At 61.4% G+C, this 19,448-nt stretch carries 15 protein-coding genes; 4 read left to right on the plus strand and 11 right to left on the minus strand.

The window, feature by feature from the left end; genetic code table 11:
• Positions 1–356 precede the first annotated feature (356 nt).
• Positions 357–3,662: an nSTAND1 domain-containing NTPase gene (locus AB4Z51_RS35285; RefSeq protein ID WP_441498944.1), complete on the plus strand. Its 3,306-nt coding sequence runs from the start codon at positions 357–359 to the stop codon at positions 3,660–3,662.
• Between the two features lie 1,405 nt (positions 3,663–5,067).
• Here the strand turns inward: AB4Z51_RS35285 and AB4Z51_RS35290 are convergent.
• Both AB4Z51_RS35290 and AB4Z51_RS35295 read right to left on the minus strand, forming a co-directional pair.
• A complete protein-coding gene (locus AB4Z51_RS35290; protein ID WP_441498945.1) occupies positions 5,068–6,315 on the minus strand; it encodes a tyrosine-type recombinase/integrase in 1,248 nt (415 codons plus the stop codon).
• Between the two features lie 203 nt (positions 6,316–6,518).
• Positions 6,519–7,133 (minus strand): nuclear transport factor 2 family protein, encoded by a 615-nt coding sequence (locus AB4Z51_RS35295; RefSeq protein ID WP_085398973.1) that lies wholly within the window; start codon positions 7,131–7,133, stop codon positions 6,519–6,521.
• Between the two features lie 179 nt (positions 7,134–7,312).
• On the opposite strand from AB4Z51_RS35295, the gene AB4Z51_RS35300 reads away from it, so the two are divergent.
• Positions 7,313–8,182 carry an energy transducer TonB family protein gene (locus tag AB4Z51_RS35300; RefSeq protein WP_135214787.1) on the plus strand — a complete coding sequence of 290 codons (870 nt, stop codon included), beginning with the start codon at positions 7,313–7,315 and terminating at the stop codon, positions 8,180–8,182.
• Between the two features lie 82 nt (positions 8,183–8,264).
• Here AB4Z51_RS35300 and AB4Z51_RS35305 read toward each other — a convergent pair whose 3' ends face one another.
• On the minus strand, positions 8,265–9,071 hold the full coding sequence (locus AB4Z51_RS35305; protein ID WP_014491706.1) for a response regulator: 807 nt from the start codon (positions 9,069–9,071) through the stop codon (positions 8,265–8,267).
• A gap of 221 nt (positions 9,072–9,292) precedes the next feature.
• On the opposite strand from AB4Z51_RS35305, the gene AB4Z51_RS35310 reads away from it, so the two are divergent.
• Complete coding sequence (locus tag AB4Z51_RS35310; RefSeq protein WP_063986724.1) at positions 9,293–9,523, plus strand: NepR family anti-sigma factor; 231 nt, start codon at positions 9,293–9,295, stop codon at positions 9,521–9,523.
• Positions 9,523–10,071 (plus strand): sigma-70 family RNA polymerase sigma factor, encoded by a 549-nt coding sequence (locus AB4Z51_RS35315; RefSeq protein WP_014491704.1) that lies wholly within the window; start codon positions 9,523–9,525, stop codon positions 10,069–10,071. Before AB4Z51_RS35310 ends, AB4Z51_RS35315 begins: the two co-directional genes overlap by 1 nt.
• Before the next feature lie 97 nt (positions 10,072–10,168).
• On the opposite strand, the gene AB4Z51_RS35320 is transcribed toward AB4Z51_RS35315, so the two are convergent.
• The 8 genes from AB4Z51_RS35320 to AB4Z51_RS35355 form a co-directional block, all read right to left on the minus strand.
• Positions 10,169–10,870, minus strand: a complete 702-nt coding sequence (locus AB4Z51_RS35320; RefSeq protein ID WP_085398972.1) for a nitroreductase — start codon at positions 10,868–10,870, stop codon at positions 10,169–10,171.
• Positions 10,871–11,006: 136 nt separating this feature from the next.
• Complete coding sequence (locus AB4Z51_RS35325) at positions 11,007–12,251, minus strand: acyl-CoA dehydrogenase (RefSeq protein ID WP_085398971.1); 1,245 nt, start codon at positions 12,249–12,251, stop codon at positions 11,007–11,009.
• Positions 12,252–12,374: 123 nt separating this feature from the next.
• Complete coding sequence (locus AB4Z51_RS35330; protein ID WP_085398970.1) at positions 12,375–13,619, minus strand: acyl-CoA dehydrogenase; 1,245 nt, start codon at positions 13,617–13,619, stop codon at positions 12,375–12,377.
• 119 nt (positions 13,620–13,738) lie between these two features.
• A complete protein-coding gene (locus tag AB4Z51_RS35335) occupies positions 13,739–14,866 on the minus strand; it encodes an acyl-CoA dehydrogenase family protein (protein ID WP_135214786.1) in 1,128 nt (375 codons plus the stop codon).
• Positions 14,867–15,024: 158 nt separating this feature from the next.
• Positions 15,025–16,896, minus strand: coding sequence for an AMP-binding protein (locus tag AB4Z51_RS35340; RefSeq protein ID WP_085398968.1), 1,872 nt, complete (start codon positions 16,894–16,896; stop codon positions 15,025–15,027).
• Positions 16,897–16,940: 44 nt separating this feature from the next.
• Complete coding sequence (locus AB4Z51_RS35345) at positions 16,941–17,747, minus strand: enoyl-CoA hydratase/isomerase family protein (protein WP_441498946.1); 807 nt, start codon at positions 17,745–17,747, stop codon at positions 16,941–16,943.
• A gap of 235 nt (positions 17,748–17,982) precedes the next feature.
• A complete protein-coding gene (locus AB4Z51_RS35350) occupies positions 17,983–18,741 on the minus strand; it encodes an SDR family NAD(P)-dependent oxidoreductase (RefSeq protein ID WP_085398966.1) in 759 nt (252 codons plus the stop codon).
• Positions 18,742–18,796: 55 nt separating this feature from the next.
• Positions 18,797–19,399: a TetR family transcriptional regulator gene (locus tag AB4Z51_RS35355; protein ID WP_441498951.1), complete on the minus strand. Its 603-nt coding sequence runs from the start codon at positions 19,397–19,399 to the stop codon at positions 18,797–18,799.
• Positions 19,400–19,448: the final 49 nt, after the last annotated feature.

The following is a 19,448-nucleotide window of genomic DNA, read 5'->3' on the forward strand; positions in this document are numbered from 1 at the left end:
CGCCGAATCCCGCCGAATCCGCGCAATCGTCTCCACGATCAGCATCCTCGACCACCTGCTTCATTCCAAAGCAGGCAGCGCAACAGACCAACCTATAGGGGGTCAATTTTGGACGCCGATCCCCCGGCTTAGGGGGTCAATATTGCAGGCCGAATGACATTCACGGGCGTCCGGCCAAACGCAATGCTTCTCGGCCCGACCCCGATTCGGCGCTTATGGGCAGAAGCGGACATGAACCGCCGGCCCTTAAGCCTCGTCCTCTCGCAAAGCGGAAGGCAGGTTGACCATTTTCGCTGATCAACGCTCCGTTGACGTGGCCGTGGACTTCTATTTTAATTCGCAACACGCATACCTCGATGAGCGCCCGTAAGGACTACCGGCCAGAGGTGCTCCGTATGTACGACCTGTTTATGAGCTACCACTCGCTCGATCATGTAGCGGTGGAAGCAATCGCTCGTTTGCTGCGAGAACGCGGAATTAAGCCCTTTCTAGATCGATGGTACCTCGTCCCTGGGCGTTCGTGGCTAGGGGCCTTGGAGAAGGTCCTCGGAGACTGCAAAGCGGTGGCTATTTTCATCGGTCCGCAGGGCATGGGCCGGTGGCAGCAGCGGGAGCGAGCTACCGCTCTCGATCGCCAAACCCGGGATGAAGATTTCCTGGTCATCCCAATCCTTTTGCCCGGAGCCGACCCGGCGCTCGGCTTTCTCTCCCTCAACATGTGGATTGATCTGCGAAACGGCATGACCGATGACGCGATCGATACTTTAGTTGCAGCCGTGCGTCGCGACGCTATGGCTGATGAAATAAAAGAACGCGTTGCTTCAGCGCCACCTTCGATTTGTCCCTTTCGAGGCCTGCGTTCATTCCGGGAAGAGGATGAGCCGTTCTTTTGCGGTCGTGAAACCTTCACTGGAATACTGGAGTCAGCGGCAAGGAAGCACGATATTATCGCCGTGGTCGGAGCTTCAGGTAGTGGCAAGTCTTCGGTGGTCCGCGCTGGTCTGATTCCTCGGCTTCGGCGGAACAGAGACTGCGTATGGGACGTAGTCGTCGCACTTCCACAAGAACGGCCATTTCACTCCATTGCCGCCTCATTTCTACCCCTGATCGAACCCGAACTATCTGAGGTGGACCGGCTAAGAGAAGTCGAAAAGCTGGCCATTGCCCTCGCCACTGGAGAGGTGCAACTCCGCTCCCTGGTCCATCGGACCTTGGAGAAACAACCTGGCACGGACCGCGTCCTTCTATTCGTGGATCAGTGGGAGGAGCTTTATACCTTGTGCCGCGACGAAGCCATTCGGCATAATTTCATTTCCCAACTCCTTGATGTCATCGCGTCCGAAAAAATGTCCCTCGTATTGACGCTGCGTGGCGACTTCTACGGTCATGCGCTGGCAGATCGACGCCTGTCCGATCGACTGCAAGGTCGCGTAGTCAATATTGGTCCCATGACGCGCGATGAGTTGATAAGTGCTATTCGGCAACCTGCGGAAAGAGCCGGTTTGCGTTTCGAGGACGGTCTGGTCGCGCGCATACTAGACGATGTCGGAGACGAGCCTGGTGCGCTCCCTCTCTTGGAATTTTTACTCAGCGAGTTGTGGGAAAAGCGGCACAAAGGCGGACTAATGCACGACGCCTATACCGCTATTGGCGGCGTTCGACGGGCGATTGCAGAACGAGCAGAGCAGGCTTTTGCTCGTCTTTCGGAACACGAACAGGAAGCCGCCCATTGGGCATTGCTCGCGCTCGTTGTACCTGGCGAAGGAGCTGAAGATACTCGCCGGCGGGCTCAGATGCAGGAGCTTGATGCGGTTGCCCGAAATGTTATCGCCAAATTGGCTTCGGACCGGCTTCTCGTGACCGCGCGAGACGCCACTGGCAAGGAAATTGTTGAAGTTGGGCACGAAGCGCTCATTCGAGAATGGAAGCGACTGCGCGAGTGGGTCGATGAAAATCGCGATTTTCTACGTACCCTGCGACGACTGGATGAGGAGGTCGAGTTTTGGAAGGCCACAAATCATGACCCAGACCTCCTCATTCCGGCTGGCCGCCGGTTAGTGGAGGCTCAACATCTGCTGAATGCGCGGCCGAAGGCGGTGGGCGGCGGAGTGCGTGCATATGTTACCGCCTCAGTTATAGCGGACCAGGAACGAAAAGATAAAACGAAGCTAGACGAGCGCCTAAAACTAAGACGTACGCGGCAATTTGCAGCTTCGGTATCGGTCCTGCTATTTCTAGCGAGTGGCTTGCTAGCTTTTTCCGTATACGAGTACACTGCGGCGGCTCGATCGAAGGACGAGGCAGAGGCGCGCTTTGATCTTGCGCTAAAGCTGGCAACAACTCTGGTTGGAAAGACCGGTGAACGTCGGAAGGACGGCGGTCTCAGGACTCGCGCCGCCCGCGAGCTGCTTGCCATTGCTGATGATGCACTCGGCGACCTGTCACGACTCAAGTCCGATCCGCAGGATAAGCAGGAAATCGCGAGTCGACAGGTGACGTTGWTGCTCACAGTCGCAGACTCCTATAGCGGAATCGATTCAAATAAGGAGTTGATGCACGCAAAAGCCGGTAAAGAACTTGCCCAGCAACTTGTCTACTCCCAACCCAGTAGCGAGGAGTGGAACCGACTCCTATACGCAAGCAGCTTCAGACTAGGAGACGCCCTGGATAGCCAGGGTCGACTCCAACTGGCCCATGCTGAATATCAGACCGCGCAAGACGTTGTAGACAGATTTTATCCACATCCGTCGGACGCCGTCGATTGGCCTATTCGTAAAGTGTTCATTCGCGGTAAGATTGGCGACAGCTATAAAAGGCAAGAGAACTTGGCTATGTCGCGCCAACACTATGATCTCGCGCTCTCGATCGCCGACAAACTAGTTAACGTGGATCCACCCCACAAGAGCGATCCACTAAAGAAGGAAGCTCGTCACCTTTGGTCGGCGTCGCTCAGTCGAATCGGAGATATTCTCGTGCTGCAGGCCGATTTCGAAGGCGCTTTTGAGCAGTACAAAAACGCGATGCAGATTTCCAAGCAACTGGCTGAGCTTGATCCTAGTCCAGTGCGCAAAGTCGCACTTGCAGTTTGCCATAGTCGATTAGGCACGGTGCTGGTCAAGCTCAAGCGATTAGGCGACGCACTAGCTCAGTTTGGAAAAGCGTTGGAAATCAAAATGCGTTTGGTCGAGGTCGATGAAACTAATGCTAGCTACTCCGACTATCTTGCTTCTAGTTATGCCGATCTTGGCGATGTTCGCAAGGAAAGCGACTTAAATGGAGCCCTTGAGGAATATAGCAGGGCGTTGGCCCTTCGTGAGCGCCTAGTGAGCATGGATCCCGATAATAAGGCTTGGCAGGACAAACTGGTCGCTCTGCGAAGTAGTCTCGACGATGTCTTCGTCGATCGATACCTCGAACAGGCCCGCGTCTTTCAAGTGAAGGGGAAACTTGATAAGGCAATCGAACAATATCGGCAGGCTCTTGCTCGTGCTGAAAGYTCATCGCAAGGGGGTTCGAAATCTGCGGCGGCGAAGGTTCAAAGTGTTCGCGTCGCTCTCGATACGGCGTTGACGATGCAGGAAAGATCGACGCAGCAGAACGAAGGTGCACAGGACTCGAAGGAGCTCGATCACCTGCCAACCACGATCATTTCACCCGATTGACCTCGACCCTATCTATTCGTGGCCCGGGAAAGTTAAAATACTCCATTCGCGATTGCACCTCCCGTGCTCTTGGAGCGCATTCTGCATTTGAGCTAGAAATGTAGTGAGGCAGGCCAATTGCCTCTCTAAGAGATCCGCGTAACCTTTCCGGATCTATTCCCGATCATGCTTCAATCCAGCAGTATGATAGAATCATAGAGACTCGTTTTTTGGCCTCGCGGTTGCTCTGTTTGCAACCTCCTTGGTTTGCGCGGTGGGCTGAGACACCGGTCGGAGCATCGGGCCAACCGATCCATTACGCGCGTGGGAACGTACGACCGCAGCGAGCAAGATCGCAAATCTTAGCCCGCGAGAGACGGAGAAGCTTTAGACCGTCGAGGGTGGCACTGTCGTCGGACCGGTCGTGCCGAGACCCTGCGTAGATAAGCAGAGGCGCAAGTGGGCGAACCGCACTACCTGCCCCGGTTCAAGACCATGGCTTCTCTGGTCCGACGTTTCCGAAGCCGTTACTCGCAACGGGAGGAACGCCGGCAAAGCATTTGCGTCCGACCGAAATCGCAACATTAGGCTAACGCTTTGAGATTCTAACCTGCGGTACAAGCGATCGAGGCAGGCTCAAGCTACTCGGTGGCTTGTTGGGGACTCTCGTAAGGCACGGCCCTCAGAATGCGGCGCCGCGTAGCAATGGTGCCCTTAATCTATTCCTCAGACCTACCCATTGTCGACGGCCTGGGCGCTGACAGGATCGGACAACGGCCCGTTTGTTACCTCATCCGCTACTTTGAAAGGAGAAACTGCCGCGCGCGACCAAAATAAGTTATTTGGCCGGTACAGTTGGGTGGGCTCGAACCACCGACCTCCTGTTCCACAGAGAAAATGCGTACTAAACCGATTCGGGAGGTACTAAGATTCGGAGAAATTTCGGTTCTCCCGGCGAACGCGTAGATTGATCGACGCGAGAATTTCTCTGGCGAGCAAACTCAAGAAAACGGCCGGATTGTCGACCTGTTTCCGCATCGAAGTACGAAATGACTTTGGCTGGCTGGCGGACCGAGAGGGATTCGAACAAACTTCACGGTACCATCTCAACCAGAACAGCACGGGGTCCTTGCTCGATAGCGCAACACCAGATTCGCGTCGTCACCGCTGGCGCCCTTAACGGCGACCGTCAGTTGCGGGGTCGATCGGCGGCTTAGTGAGGAAGCTGGCTGGCGGAGCACGCGCTCCAATCGTGTTGCGCTTTAGGCGGCTAAACCCCGCTCGCCGGGGCGGTCGCTTCCTTGCAAATCACGTAATACGCTAGTAATGCACGCCAGAGGCCGCTAAGTACTGGCACGCCCGGAACGATTCGAACGTCCGACCCTCAGATTCGTGAGGAAGGCTAATCGGCCATTTTCCTAACTTTTCAACTGACCGCCGCTGGCTTGATAACGTTCGCCTCGCCTTCGATGTAGCGTCCCCACATCTCCATTAGCTCGCGTCGTTTTTTCAACGCGGTCCCTCTCCGATATGCCAACTCCACTTCGTCGCCCACCTTGTGCGCTAGGGCCATCTCCGCGATTTCGCGCGGCACGTGGGTTTCGTCCCCGCACCAATCCCGGAAGCTGGACCGGCAACCGTGCGTCGTCATAGCCGGGTAGATTTTCTGTAGCGCGTGCAGAACGGCATTCATCCCCAGCGGCTTGCTGTGATCGCGGGACCATTGGCCGGCGAACACGTAGGCGTCCGGGTCTAAATCCTTCGGCATCACCGCGTGCAAGATCGCAATGGCGCGAGCGCACAACGGCACTTCGTGCGGCCTGCCCTCCGGGTGATCTTCAGTTTTCATCCGCTCCGCGGGGATGGTCCACAAGGCGTCCTTGAAATTAATTTCGCGCTTCCGCATGACCCGCGCCTCACCCGTCCGCACTGCCGTCAAGACAATGTATTCTGCGGCGAGGTTCACAGYCGTGTCCGCCGTCTTGTGCTTCGTACGGAGCACTTGCAGGATGCCGGGCACGTCGGCGTAAGGCGCGGCCTTGTGGTGCTTCTTTGACTTCTTTGCCTTCGGCAATAGCTCCTTCAGATTACCTCGCCACATCGCCGGATTCTCGCCGGACCGCAGTCCCTTAGCTTTGGCGGCTGAAAGCACGCGCTCAATCCTGCTACGCGTCTCGCGCGCGGTCCGGGGAATGGTGAGCCAAATCGGTGACAGCACCGCCAATACGTCGTTTGTGGTGATCTCAGGGAGTGGCTTCGGGCGGAGTTTCGCCGCGCGCACTTCGATGTCCCGTTTCCAATCGGCGTGAGTGGTGCGTCCCTTAAAGCCCGCCTTGATGGAGTCAAAGAAATCGTCCGCGAACTCGCCAAACGTACTTCCGACCATCGCCCCCGCCTTGCGCTCGGCCGCCGGATCAATGCCTTTGCGGAGCTGCGCACGAAGCTCCTCGGCGCGCTCCCGCGCGTCGGCGAGGCTTACGCCCCCCTTGTCGGCTGATCCAAGTCCAAGGTCATTCCCGCCGCTGCCCGGCCGACGATATCGAAATACCCATGACCTTCCGCTATTTGCGCCGATAAGCAGACATAGCCCGCCGCCGTCGCTGTGCCGTCCCGCTGCCTTGATCTTCTCGACTTCCTTCGCGGTGCCGAGCTTACGCAACTCACGCCTGGCCATGCTCTTACCAACAAACTTACCAACATCGGCGCCGGATTTGAGGCGTTTTTGTTGGGATGCGTTCGAACCATAGGGAACGTTGTATCAGATCCAAGTCATTGATACAAATGGCATAAACTTGCCAGAACCGGACTATCTTGAACTGATCTGAACCGCCTGAGCAGTTGGGGTGATGCCAGTCGCGCCTTACTTTTGTCTGCGGTTCACTTCGACTTCCCCGCCAGCCAATTCCGCCCCTCGCCATAGAGCTTCTCGACTTCAGTGCCGATCAGGCCCGGCATGTCGCGCTTGACCTTGTAGCCGATCAGCTCCTGCATGTAGGCGAGGTGGCGGTAGCCTTCGGGCAGTGCGGCGAGCGCTTTTTGGTCGAGTTGAAGCGTTGCGGCGGGATCGACCGGATCGATCCGGTCCTTCTCGTAGATCGGCTGGCGGCGGACGATGCCCCATTTGCCAATACCGGATTGGTCATGCCGCTTCTCCAGGAAATCGTAGAAGCGCCCGGTGCAGACGACGTCGCAGAGCACGTCATGCACCGGGGCACGCTGCGAGATCGTCATCTTGGTCTGCGCGATGGCGCGCTCGCCTGCGAGATCGATGCTGGTGCCGCCGAGGAAATGCAGGATGCGCACGCCCTTGGCAAACCCCTCCTGACTGACCCGCATGAAATCCCGCGCCGGTCCCTGAAACCAGGTGGCGGACATCCAGCCCTCGTCATGCCAGACCGTAGCAAAACGCTCCCAGTCACCGGCGTCGCGCCACACCGCCCAGTTCTCGACGAGGTCGCGGATGGCGAGGCGGTCGAGGAGTTGCTGGTCCATGATGAAAAATCCCCTGGCGGCTCGAGGTCGCGACTGATGTCATCGACCCGACGTATGAACGAGGCAATTTGGCCGCCGTCAAGCGGGCTTCCCAGCCCTTCGAATTGCCCACAGCCGCGCGAGCGCGATACGGGTAGGGAGCCTTGCAATCAACCTGACCGCGATTAGTATCCGCACCGATGCAGATGAAATTCCCCTTGTTGGCCGCGCTTCTCGGATTGTTGGCGGCGTTCCCCGCACATGCGCAGACTGAACCGCAGAGCGAGACCGTCAAAGCCTGGAAGGCGGGGCTGTCGGCACATATTGCAAGCAACAGGTTCTTTCCAGTTGGAGCACGGGGGCAGACCGGCAAGGCCAGAGTCACTTTCGTCATCGACCGGTCGGGCACGTTGATCTCGCGGGCGTTGGCTGAAAGCGCCGGCTCGCGGTCGCTCGACGATGCTGCGCTGGCGATCATCGCCCGCGCCGAACCGTTTCCGGCGCCACCTTCGGAGCTCAAGGAGGACTCGTTCCCTTTCACGGTGCAGATTGTCTTCAGCGGCCGTCAATTTCAGGTGCCGCCCTTAGGGGTCGTGCTGAGCAGGCCGGATCCCGCCTCCACGGATCCCGCCTCCACGGAGGCCGATCCCATGGCCGCCTGGCGCAAGACGGTCACCCAACACGTCTGGCGCCACAGGGCATTTCCTCCGGAGGCGATCGGTCAGAGGGGCGATACCGGCGTCACGTTCGTGGTCGATCGTTCAGGCAAATTGATCTCGAACGTGCTGGTAGAAAGCACAGGCTTCGCGCCGCTAGATGCCGCAACGCTCGCCATGGTCGAGCGATCCGTGCCATTCCCGAAACCGCCCGCTGAGGCGAAGGACGACCTGCAGAGAGTGACCGTCCTCATGAGCTTCGACGGAACGCGGCTAAACCCAGGGCCGTCGCCGGAACGAGAAAAATTGCTCAAATCCTGGATCGAGGACCAGGCCAGGCTGAATGCGAAGTCCCCTGGGCCAGACGATACCAAGCTGAATTCCATGCTTCGCAGCATCTGCCGCGGCTGCTGAAGCAGAACAGAACAACTCTCTGCCACATGCAAAAACGGCGCGCCTTGCGACGCGCCGTTTCCTTAGTCCGATAGAGGCTTGCTTACGCCGCCGGCGCCTTGGGCGCGCGGTTGCGCGAGTTCCGCTGGAAGAACAGCGCCTGGCTCGCCACCGCCGACACCATCGCGGGCTGGAACGGTTTTGAGATCAGGAACGCCGGCTCGGGGCGCTCGCCGGTCAGGAAGCGCTCCGGATAGGCGGTGATGAACACCACCGGCACCTCGAAGGTGCGGAGCAGCTCGTTGACGGCGTCCAGGCCCGACGAGCCGTCGGCAAGCTGGATGTCGGCGAGAATCAGGCCCGGCCGCTTGTTCTTGGCCAGCGCCACCGCATCGGCATGGGTGCGCGCGACACCAACGACATTGTGACCGAGATTCTTCACCAGACTCTCGAGGTCCATGGCGATGAAGGTCTCGTCCTCGATGATCAGCACGTCGGTCGCGATCTCGGCCGCCATCTCGCGTCCCGCGGCATCGGCAAGCCGCCGCGTCTCGGCGACGTCGGTGCCGAGGATGTAGCCGACTTCCTCTTCCGAGAATCCCTCGAGCGAGAGCAGCAGGAACGCCTGCCGCGGCAGCGGCGTGATGTTCGACAGCCGCCGCTCCGGCGGCATCGGCAAGGTCGTCACCTCGGCATCGTCGTTGACGGAGACCGAATTCCATATCTGGGTGAACAGCCGGAACAGGCCGGCGCGCGGACCATGGCTCTCGTCGAGCACGGACGGATCTCCGAGCATCGCTTCCAACATGGCTGCGACATAGGCGTCACCGGAGGCCTGGCTGCCCGTCAGGGCGCGCGCGTACCGGCGCAACAACGGCAAGTGTTCAGCAACAAGCTGCGAACGGGACATCCCCACTCCATTCATCTTCGGGCCAACCTTGACGAACCAGGCAACAAGCGGGGAGGCCCGGGTTCCCCTGCTGGGCTGTCTACGCCTCACGCCAAGAAAAGTTCCGCTTATCTGGGAACTTTTTGTCGAACCTGGAATTGTGCCTATTCAGGGAACGGCTCCCGGTTGAGAGAACTTCTCGATTTTACAGTTACTTAACTCGGGGAAACGTGGAACAGGTCATGAAAGATCTCAAGTCTCAAGCCAGCAAAAGCACGACCCCCGGCAAGGGAGGCCTCACTCCGGAGATTCAGTCCCGGATCGGCCACCAGCTGCGCGCCATGTACGACGACGTGGTGCGGCAGGGGGTTCCGGACCGGTTCGCGGAACTGATCAAGAAGCTTGATGCGCCCGGAGGCGCACCCCAAGTGGAACCTGACAGGGGCTCCAACGACAACAATGGGAGGGATTAATGCCTCTCACGGACTCCCTTCGTGACGACATCCTCGCGGCCGTGCCAAGTCTGCGCGCGTTCGCGATCTCGCTGAGCGGCAATGCCGACCGCGCCGACGATCTGGTGCAGGAAACGCTTCTGCGTGCGCTCGCCAACATCGACTCGTTCCAGCCCGGCTCAAACCTGCCGGCGTGGCTGTTCACGATCCTTCGCAACCTGTTCCGCTCCGACTATCGCAAGCGGCGGCGGGAGGTGGAGGATGCCGAGGGCAACTATGCCAAGACGCTGAAGACGCAGCCGTCGCAGAACGCGCATCTCGAGTTCGAGGAGTTCCGCGGCGCGCTCGAAAAGCTTCCGCAGGACCAGCGCGAGGCCTTGATCCTCGTCGGCGCCTCCGGCTTCTCCTATGAGGACGCAGCTTCGATCTGCGGCTGTGCAGTCGGCACGATCAAGAGCCGCGTCAATCGCGCGCGCTCAAAGCTCGCTGCGCTGCTTTATGTCGATGGCGCCGAGGACTTCGGGCCCGACGAGACCGTGCGCGCCGTGATCGGCGGCAGCGGCGGATAACGGCCGCGTCAACCGGACCGAGACGAATGTGAAGGCGGCCGTTTCTGCGGCCGCCTTTGCGCGTGCGTGAAAACCGGACGGCGCGCGTGAGACGGGATCATTCGTCCGCGAACGTGGCGGTGTCGGCGACGCTCGCGCGCGAGGTGCGGTAGCTGTTGACCTTGTCGGCGTCGTCGGCATAGCCGAACGAGATGCCGCAGACGACGCGGCGGTCGTCGGGCAGATTGAAGTGGCGGCGGATCAGGCCGGAGTGGCGCGCCAGTGCCGCCTGCGGAATGGTGCCGAGCCCGAGCGCCTGCGCGGCCAGCATGAAATTCGAGACATAGGCGCCGCAATCGATCGCACCGTAGATGCCGAGCGGCTCGTTGGTGTGGATGATCGCGACATGGGGCGCGCCGAAGAAATTGTAATTCTCCAGCGCCTGTTTTGCATAAGCCATCTTGTCGCCGCGGGCGATGCCGAGCGTGTTGTAGAGCTGAAAGCCGCTCTCGCGGCGGCGTTCGAGATAGACGCCCGCATATTCGCGAGGTGGCGTGAAGTCGTAATCGTCACCCAATCCGCCTGATGCTTCCTGGTAGATCGCCTGGCGGAAGCGCTCCTTGGCCGCGCCACTGGCGATGATGACCTGCCAGGGCTGGCTGTTGCACCAGGACGCGGTGCGCTGCGCGGTGGCGAGCACATGCTCGATGGTCGCGCGGTCGACCTCCTTGGCCAAGAAGGCGCGGACGGAGTAGCGCTCGTTGAGGAGCTCTTCGAGCACGCCGATGCGGTCTTGGGTCTGGCTCACTTTTGCATCCATGAATTAGCTCGCGCTCCTCGTAGGGTGGGCAAAGGCGCGATAGCGCCGTGCCCACCGACAGACTTGCCCCGGCGCATCTGCATATGGTGGGCACGCTTCGCTTTGCCCACCCTACGCGATACAGCGAGAGGCTGGATCACCGACCCTTGGTCGGGATCTTGTTATACGGCACGTCCTTGTCGACGCGAATGTCGCCCGGCAATCCCAGCACGCGCTCGGCAATGATGTTGCGCAAGATCTCGTCGGTGCCGCCGGCGATGCGCATCGAGGGTGAGGACAGCAGCATCTGCTGGAACTGGCCCTGCACCGTCTCCTCGTCGGCGCCGGTGAGAACACCAGCCGCGCCCTGAAGATCCATGGCGTAGGTCGCGATGTCCTGGAGCATCATGCCCGAGACGAGCTTGCCGATCGAATTCTCCGGCCCCGGGCGATCGCCCTTCGAGAGCGCCGAGATCGCGCGGTAGCTGGTGTATTTCAGCCCGCTCGACTTCACCGCCCAGCTCGCGAGTTTCGAGCGCACGGCGGGATCGTCGATGGCGAGCCCGTCCTCCAGCATCAGATTGGAGCAGAACTCGAACATTTCAGGGACGCCGGTCGCAAGCCGCGAGCCGATCGACATCCGCTCGTTCATCAGCGTCGTCAGCGACACGCTCCAGCCCTCGCCGACGGCGCCGAGGCGCTGGCTGTCGGGGATCACCACATCGGTGAAATAGACCTCGTTGAACTCCTGCATGCCGTTGGCCTGCTTGATCGGGCGGACCTCGACGCCCGGGCTCTTCATGTCCAGGAAGAACATGGTGAGGCCCTTGTGCTTGGGCACATTCGGATCGGTCCGCGCGATCAACAGACCGAAGTCGGAATAATGCGCGCCCGAGGTCCAGATCTTCTGGCCGTTGACGACCCAATTGTCGCCCTTCTTCTCCGCGCGGGTGCGCAGCCCCGCGACGTCGGAGCCGGCGGACGGCTCGGAGAACAGCTGGCACCAGATCTCCTCGCCGGAGGCGAGCTTCGGCAGATGGCGGCGCTTGGCGTCCTCGCTGCCGAAAGCCATCACGGTCGGGCCGCACATGCCCTCGCCGATCTGGAACGGTTGCGTCAGCTTGCCGTAGACGCCCTCCTCCTGCTGCCAGATCACCTTCTCGATCGGCGTGGCGTCGCGGCCGCCATATTCCTTTGGCCAGTGCAGGCAGGCCCAATTGCCCTCGAACTTCTTCTTCTGCCAGGCCTTGCCGACATCGACGATGTCATGATTGGCCAGCCGGATGCGGCCGAGCGAGGAATTTGACAGCTCGGTATGCAATTCCTTGGGCGCATTGGCCTCGACCCATTTGCGCGCGGTCTCGCGGAAAGCGGCTTCCTGCGGGGTGTCGTCGAAATTCATGGCGAACCTCTCAATTCTTGCTCGGTGCGTAGGGTGGGCAAAGCGAAGCGTGCCCACCACCTTCCCTCGTTCTCGACAGAATTGGTGGGCACGGCGCTACGCGCCTTTGCCCACCCTACGATTCTAACCTCTTCCCTTCGTCGGGATCTTGTTGAACGGCACGTCCTTGTCGACACGGATATCGCCGGGCAGGCCCAGCACCCGCTCGGCGATGATGTTGCGCATGATCTCGTCGGTGCCGCCTTCGACGCGCGTGCCCGGCGCGCGCAAGAGCATCGCCTGGAAACGGCCGACGAGTTCAGCATCCTCGCCGCTGATCACGCCGCTCGCACCCTGCAGGTCCAGCGCGTAGGTCGCGACGTCCTGGATCATCGAGCCTGCGACCAGCTTGCCGATCGAGTTCTCCGGCCCCGGCCGCTCGCCCTTCGACAGCGCCGAGATCGCGCGCATGCTGGTGTACTTCAGCCCGCTCGCCTTCGCCGCCCAGTTCGCAAGCTTCGAGCGCACTGCGCGGTCCTCGATCGCCGGGCCATCGTCGAGCATCAGGCTGGAGCAATATTCGAACAGCTCCGGGAAACCGGTCGAGACGGCCGCGCCGATCGCGCTGCGCTCGTTCATCAGCGTGGTCAGCGAGACGTTCCAGCCGTCACCGACCTCGCCGAGACGCTGATGATCGGGAATGCGGACGTTTGTGAAATAGACCTCGTTGAAGTCGGATGCGCCGCTCGCCTGCTTGATCGGCCGCACCTCGACGCCCGGGCTCTTCATGTCCAGGAAGAACATGGTGAGACCCTTGTGCTTGGGCACGGTCGGGTCGGTGCGCGTGAGCAGGATGCCGTAGTCGGAATAATGCGCCCCCGAGGTCCAGATCTTCTGGCCGTTGATCACCCAGTCGTCGCCGTCCTTTTCCGCGCGCGTGCGCAGGCCCGCGACGTCGGAGCCGCCGGCAGGCTCGGAGAACAGCTGGCACCAGACCTTTTCGCCGGAGGCGAGCGGCGGCAGATAGGTGCGCTTATGCTCCTCGCGCGCGAACGCCATCATGGTCGGCCCGCACATGCCATGGCCGATGATGAACATGCGGGACAGCTGGCCGAACGGCCCCTCTTCCTGTTGCCAGATCACGCGCTCGATCGGCGACGAGCCGCGCCCGCCATACTCCTTCGGCCAGTGCAGGCAGGCCCAGCCGGCATCGGCCTTCTTCTTCTGCCAGGCCTTGGCGACCTCGAGAATATTGGCGTTCTTGAGCTGGGTGCGGCCGAGCGAGGATTTGCGCAGCTCTTCCTCGTACTGCCTGGGCGCGTTCGCGCCGATCCAGGCGCGGGCGGTGGCGCGGAATTCGGCTTCCTGCGGGGTGTCGTCGAAATTCATGGTCTCTCATCCTTCGCCGGCGTCGTAGGATGGGTAGAGCGAAGCGAAACCCATCTGTCAGACCACCCGCGTCATGATGGGTTTCGCTACGCTCTACCCATCCTACAAATCACCTGTCGTTACGCCGCGTTCTTCTTGCGCATGCGGTCGATCAACTGGTCTTCCCAATAGGACAGGCTGCCGAGCCCGAGCGCCATGGCGTTGGCGCGGCGGTAGTACATGTGACAGTCGAACTCCCAGGTGAAGCCCATGCCGCCGTGAACCTGGATGTTGTTCTTGGCGCAATGCTGGAACGCCTGCGTCGCGCTGATGCGCGCGGCGGCTGCGGCTTCCGGCAGCTCAGCCGCGTTGGTCGAGAGCGCCCAGGCGCCGTAATAGCTGTTGGAGCGCGCCAGCGTCGCAGACACATACATGTCCGCGAGCATATGCTTGACCGCCTGGAACGAGCCGATCTGGCGGCCAAAGGCGATGCGGTCGAGCGCGTAGTCGCGGCCCATCTCCAGCGCGCGGTCGGAGCCACCGACCTGCTCGAAGGCGCACAGCACCGCGGCGCGGTCGAGCACTTGGGTCAAAATGCTCCAGCCTTCGCCGGCAGCTCCCAGCGGCTCGGCCTTGCAGTCTTTGAAGGTGATCTCGGCCTGCCCGCGGGTCGGATCGAGATTGGTGAGGCTTTTCACCTCGACGCCACCGGCCTTGAGGTCGACGAGGAACAGCGAGATGTCGCCGTCGCGACCGCTCGATCCCGCGCGTGCGGCAACCACGGCGAAATCGGCGATCGCACCATCAGCGACCGGCTTCTTGACGCCGTTGAGCACGCCATTCGCAGAGGTGAGCTTGACGTTCTTCGGCGACGGATTGCCCTTGCCCTCGAACAGCGCCAGCGTGCCGATCGCGTCCCCCGAAGCGATGGCCGGCAACCATTTCTTCTTCTGCGCGTCGCTGCCGGCGATCAACAGCGCTTCAGCGGCGAGGTACACGGTCGAGGAGAACGGCACCGGCGCGTTGGCACGGCCCATTTCCTCGGCGATCACRCAAAGCTCGAGATGGCCCGCGCCAGCGCCGCCAAACTCCTCGGGGATCGCGACGCCGAGAAAGCCCATCTCGGCGAGGCCTTTCCAGAGGTCCTTGTCGTAGGGCGCCTTGCCGTCGAGCACGACGCGCACCGCCTTCGGCGAGCATTCTTCGGTGAGGAATTTGCGCGCCTGGTCGCGGAGCTGTTTCTGGTCGTCGGAGAAATCGAAGTTCATGGCGGGCTACCCTTATTTATTCGTTGTCATTTATTTGCGCCGTCATTCCGGGGCGCGCGGAGCGCGAGCCCGGAATCCATATCCACCAGCCGGGGTTATGGATTCCGGGCCCGGCCCTTCGGGCCATCCCGGAATGACGAGTTGAGAGAGTTGCGCATTCATCGCAGCACGATCACATCCTGATCAGGCTTATCCGCATAGAGCCGCTCCACCAGCGCCGCGCGGCGTTCCAGGCCGGCACGCTGGTTGATGTAGCCCTTGTCGGTGAGCTCATTGCCGTCGATGGAGGGCGGCTCGGCCATCAGCATTGCGCGCGCGATAGCGCGGCTGCTGGCGCCGCCACATTCCGTGTTGTGTGCTTCGAGGCCACGTCTGAAGCAGGCGATCACCTCGGGATGTTTTACAGCATCCTCGAAGCTCAAATCGGGATTGCCGACGAGCTGGCGACAGGCGTGCAGGTTCGGCCATGCCAGCAGACCGATCGAGCATTGATCCTGCCCGGCAACCAGCGCGTCATGCACAACGGGCGTCGCCGCGGCGATCGCGTCAGTGCGGAGCGATCCGACATGGACGAAGGTGCCGGTGGTGAGCTTGAAGTCCTCTACGACGCGGCCGGCGAAGATGATGCCCTTCACCGGATCGGCATCGTCGACGAAGATGCCGGCATCGCCGATACAGTAAAAGCCTTCCTCGTCGAACATCTTTTTGGTGAGATCAGGCTGGCCAAAATAGCCGGGCGTGACGTTGACGCCGCGCAGGCGCAATTCGTATTTCGGGCCGCACGGCACCATCTTCAATTCGACGCCGGGGAACGGCAGGCCGATCAGGCCGACGCGCTCGGTGTCCCAATAGGTGCCGGTCGAGGTCGGCGCCGTCTCGGTCGAGCCCCAGCCAGTGTAGAACACGATGCGCTCGCCGGTCGTCTTCACCGCGAGCGCCTGCATGCGCTCATAGAGATCGTCGGGCAGCCGCGCGCCGCCATAGGCCATGATCGACAGGTTCTTGAAAAACGAGCGGCACAGCGCATCGTCCTTCTCCATGGCGGCCGCGAGCGCGGCATAGCCGGCCGGCACGTTGGCGTAATAGGTCGGCGAGATCTCGCGCAGATTCCGCAGCGTCTCCTCGAACTGGCCCGGCATCGGCCGGCCGTCATCGATATAGAGCGTGCCACCGTCGACCAGCACCGGGTGAAACGCCGCATTGCCGCCCATGGTGTGGTTCCATGGCATCCAGTCCAGCATGGTCGAGATCGGACCGCCGGGATCGCGCGGCCGCACCTGCATCATCATCGCCGCATTGGCGCACATCATCTCCTGCGTGTTGATGACCGCCTTGGGCATGCCGGTCGAACCGGAGGTGAACAACAGCTTGCCGACGGTCTGCGGCGTGATCTTCGCGATCGACGCTTCGACATCGGCGGTCACGGACGTTGCCGCGAGCTCGGCAAAGCTGACGCTCGTGATGCCGTCGCAGGGACGCACGACGTGAACGACGGTGACGCCGGTGAGATCGAGTGCGTTCAGCGCCTTCTCGAAGGTCGGGCCGTCCTGAACCATCACCACGGCCGGCTTGATCAGGTCGAACAGATATTTCAGCTTGACGTGATCATGGCTCATCAAGGAGTAGGCCGGCGACACCGGAGCCGCCGGCGAGCGCGCCTGCATCGCGGCCTGCGTCATCAGCGCGTGCTCGATCGAATTGCCGGAGAGAATCGTGACCGGGCGTCCGTCGAGCTTGAGATTGAGCAACGTCTGCGTCAGCGCATCCACGGTATGCTTGGCTTCGCCATAGGAGACCTTGCGCCATTCGCGGTTCGCTCCGCCGCGCTGCGCGAGCCAGATGCGCTCAGGCGCTTGCCTGGCCCATTTCGCCAGCGAGGCCGGAAGATGCGTCTCGTAGGCTTGCAGCGGAATGCGCGACTTCAGCACCACCGTGCCGTCGTCGCGGCGCTCGACGTCGATGTCGCGCGCGAGCCACTCGACCTTGCGAAAGGCGGGCTTCGTCATTACGGCCGCCGCACTTCCACTCATTTTGCGTCTCCCGAAATTATCGTCCTTTGCGGATCGTTCTCGTTTCAGCGCCTGATATAGACAGGCTTTCGCTTCTCAAGGAAGGCCCTGATGCCTTCCGAAAATTCCTCGGAGCGACTGCACAGGACCTGGTTGCGGTCCTCTATCGCGATAACGGTTTCCAGCGATCCCGCATCGACGCTCATGTTGAGACATTCTTTTGACAGGCGCAGCCCCACGGGTGAGGCCGTCATCATCGCATCGACGTAAGGTTCAGCGGCTTCGTCGAGCTTGTCTTCGTCGACGACTTCCGAGACGAGCCCGACCGCGAGCGCACGCTCGGCGCCGATGAAGCGTCCGGTCAGGATCAACTCGGATGCGACTGAGACGCCGACGAGCCGCGGCAGAAAGTAGCTGGTGCCGATATCGCAGCCGCCAAGGCCGAGCTTGATGAAGGCACAGTTCATGCGCGCCGACTTCGTCGCGATGCGGATGTCGGAGGCAAGCGCCAGCGCGAACCCGCCGCCGGCCGCCGCGCCCTGCACCAGAGCGATGATCGGCTGCGGACAACGCCGCATCAGCATCACGATGTCGGCGATGCGGCGCTGCGAGTCGAGCGACTCGGTGACGCCGGGCGGCTCCTGCTGCCCGGCGCGGCGGGCCATCGCCGCCTTGAGGTCGAGGCCGGCGCAAAAAATCTTGCCGGCGCCCTTGAGCACAACGACGCGCGTGTCGCGGTTGCGCTGAAGGCCCTGGAAGTAAACGTTGAGCGCATCGATCAGCGCAGGATCGAGCGCGTTGAGGCTTTCAGGACGATTGAGCGTCACCGTGTCGACGCCGTCGTTGTGCTCGATCAGCAGCGGTTGGGACATGGGGCGCTCCTGCATCCGCTCTTCGAGTGGCGGTTATTGCGCCCTCTCCCCTTGTGGGAGAGGGCATGTACGTCGCTGACCAAGAACTCGCTTGGGTGAGGGGTCTGTCTCCGCGGATAGAGACCCCTCATCCGGCGCCATAGCCGATGCGAAGCATCGGCGTCCTTTTAAGGACGGCGGCCAAAGGCCGCCTATGCCACCTTCTCCCACAAGGGGAGAAGGAAGAGCGCATCTACTACCGCGGCGCCATGCGGATGGCGCCGTCGAGACGGATGGTCTCGCCGTTGAGCATCGCATTCTCGACGATGTGCACCGCGAGCGAGCCGTATTCCTTGGCATCGCCGAGGCGCGAGGGATGCGGCACCTGGGCGCCGAGGCTCTTGCGGGCCTCCTCGTTCAGGCCCATCAGCAACGGCGTGAAGAACAGGCCGGGCGCGATGGTGTTGACGCGGATCTTCTGGCTGGCGAAGTCGCGCGCGGCCGGCAGCGTCAGGCCGACGACACCGCCCTTCGAAGCCGAATAGGCGATCTGGCCGATCTGGCCTTCATAGGCGGCCACCGAAGCCGTGTTGATGATGACGCCGCGCTCTTCGCCGACCGGCTCGATCGTGACGAGGCGCTCGGCGAACAGACGCAGGCAATTGAAGGTGCCGATCAGATTGACGTTRATGATGCGCGCGAACTTTTCGAGCGGATAGACGCCGTCGCGGCCGACGATGCGCTGGGAGCCGCCGATGCCGGCGCAGTTCATCAGCACGCGCGCGACGCCGTGCGCGGCTTCCGCCTTCGCGATCGCGGCCTTGATCTGCTCTTCGCTGGTGACGTCGGCATGGAGCGCGACGCCCTTCACTTCGGCAGCGACCTTCTCGGCGTTGTCCTTGTTCTGATCGATCACACCAATCTTGGCGCCCTTGGCGGCCATGGCGCGCGCGGTCGCTTCACCAAGACCCGAACCACCACCGGTGATGAGAACGGCTACGTCTTTCAATTCCATGACAGGCTACCTTTCCTTGGGCGTTTCTTCTCTAGACTTGTACGTCTCGGCCGGATTATCCGGCCGCGGCAGCTTCCTCGGCTTGCGTGAGGATGCCACCGCAGATCAGCGTTTCCATGTGCTTGATGTATTGCCGGCAGACGTCATCGGTGACCGGACCGACGCCGATCGCGCGAGACATCGCGTGCCGGCCAAAGAACAGGTGATCGCAGGCGCCGATCAGGCTGGTGTAGAACAGCACCGGATCGGTGGCGCGGAACTCGCCGCGGCTGACGCCCTCAGTGAGCAGGCGCCGGTGGAAGTCCAGCAGCGGCGCGACGAAGAATTTTGRGACTTCGTCGGCAGAGCCGGCATTGGTCTCATGCAGCAGATAATGAATCAGCCGGTTCATGTAGGGGAACCGGTAATAGGCGCGGATGATGCCAGCGATATGCAGCTTCAGCTTCGCCGTCGATGTGATCGGTTGCGCCAGCAGATATTCCAGATTGGACATCTCGGTCGCGGCATCGCGCGCGAGCAGCGCCAGCAAGAGGCCGTCCTTGTTGCCGAAATGATATTTGACCAGCGCGGCATTGGCGCCCGACTTCTGGGCGATGTCGGACAGCGAGATCTCGATCGACGAGCGTTCGATCATCAGGTCGCTCGCGGCCACGAGCAATTTCTCTGCCGTGGAATTCTTTCCGCTCGGGAGCCTGTTCGGTACGCTG

Source organism: Bradyrhizobium sp. 2TAF36 (genome assembly GCF_052114925.1).
In the GTDB taxonomy this organism is placed as follows: domain Bacteria; phylum Pseudomonadota; class Alphaproteobacteria; order Rhizobiales; family Xanthobacteraceae; genus Bradyrhizobium; species Bradyrhizobium barranii.

Excerpts from the sequence above, each read along its gene's own strand:
- AB4Z51_RS35295 (WP_085398973.1), bottom strand. The coding sequence starts at position 7,133 with ATGGACCAGCAACTCCTCGACCGCCTCGCCATCCGCGACCTCGTCGAG.
- AB4Z51_RS35300 (WP_135214787.1), top strand. The coding sequence starts at position 7,313 with ATGCAGATGAAATTCCCCTTGTTGGCCGCGCTTCTCGGATTGTTGGCG.
- AB4Z51_RS35305 (WP_014491706.1), bottom strand. The coding sequence starts at position 9,071 with ATGTCCCGTTCGCAGCTTGTTGCTGAACACTTGCCGTTGTTGCGCCGG.
- AB4Z51_RS35310 (WP_063986724.1), top strand. The coding sequence starts at position 9,293 with ATGAAAGATCTCAAGTCTCAAGCCAGCAAAAGCACGACCCCCGGCAAG.
- AB4Z51_RS35315 (WP_014491704.1), top strand. The coding sequence starts at position 9,523 with ATGCCTCTCACGGACTCCCTTCGTGACGACATCCTCGCGGCCGTGCCA.
- AB4Z51_RS35320 (WP_085398972.1), bottom strand. The coding sequence starts at position 10,870 with ATGGATGCAAAAGTGAGCCAGACCCAAGACCGCATCGGCGTGCTCGAA.
- AB4Z51_RS35325 (WP_085398971.1), bottom strand. The coding sequence starts at position 12,251 with ATGAATTTCGACGACACCCCGCAGGAAGCCGCTTTCCGCGAGACCGCG.
- AB4Z51_RS35330 (WP_085398970.1), bottom strand. The coding sequence starts at position 13,619 with ATGAATTTCGACGACACCCCGCAGGAAGCCGAATTCCGCGCCACCGCC.
- AB4Z51_RS35340 (WP_085398968.1), bottom strand. The coding sequence starts at position 16,896 with ATGAGTGGAAGTGCGGCGGCCGTAATGACGAAGCCCGCCTTTCGCAAG.
- AB4Z51_RS35345 (WP_441498946.1), bottom strand. The coding sequence starts at position 17,747 with ATGTCCCAACCGCTGCTGATCGAGCACAACGACGGCGTCGACACGGTG.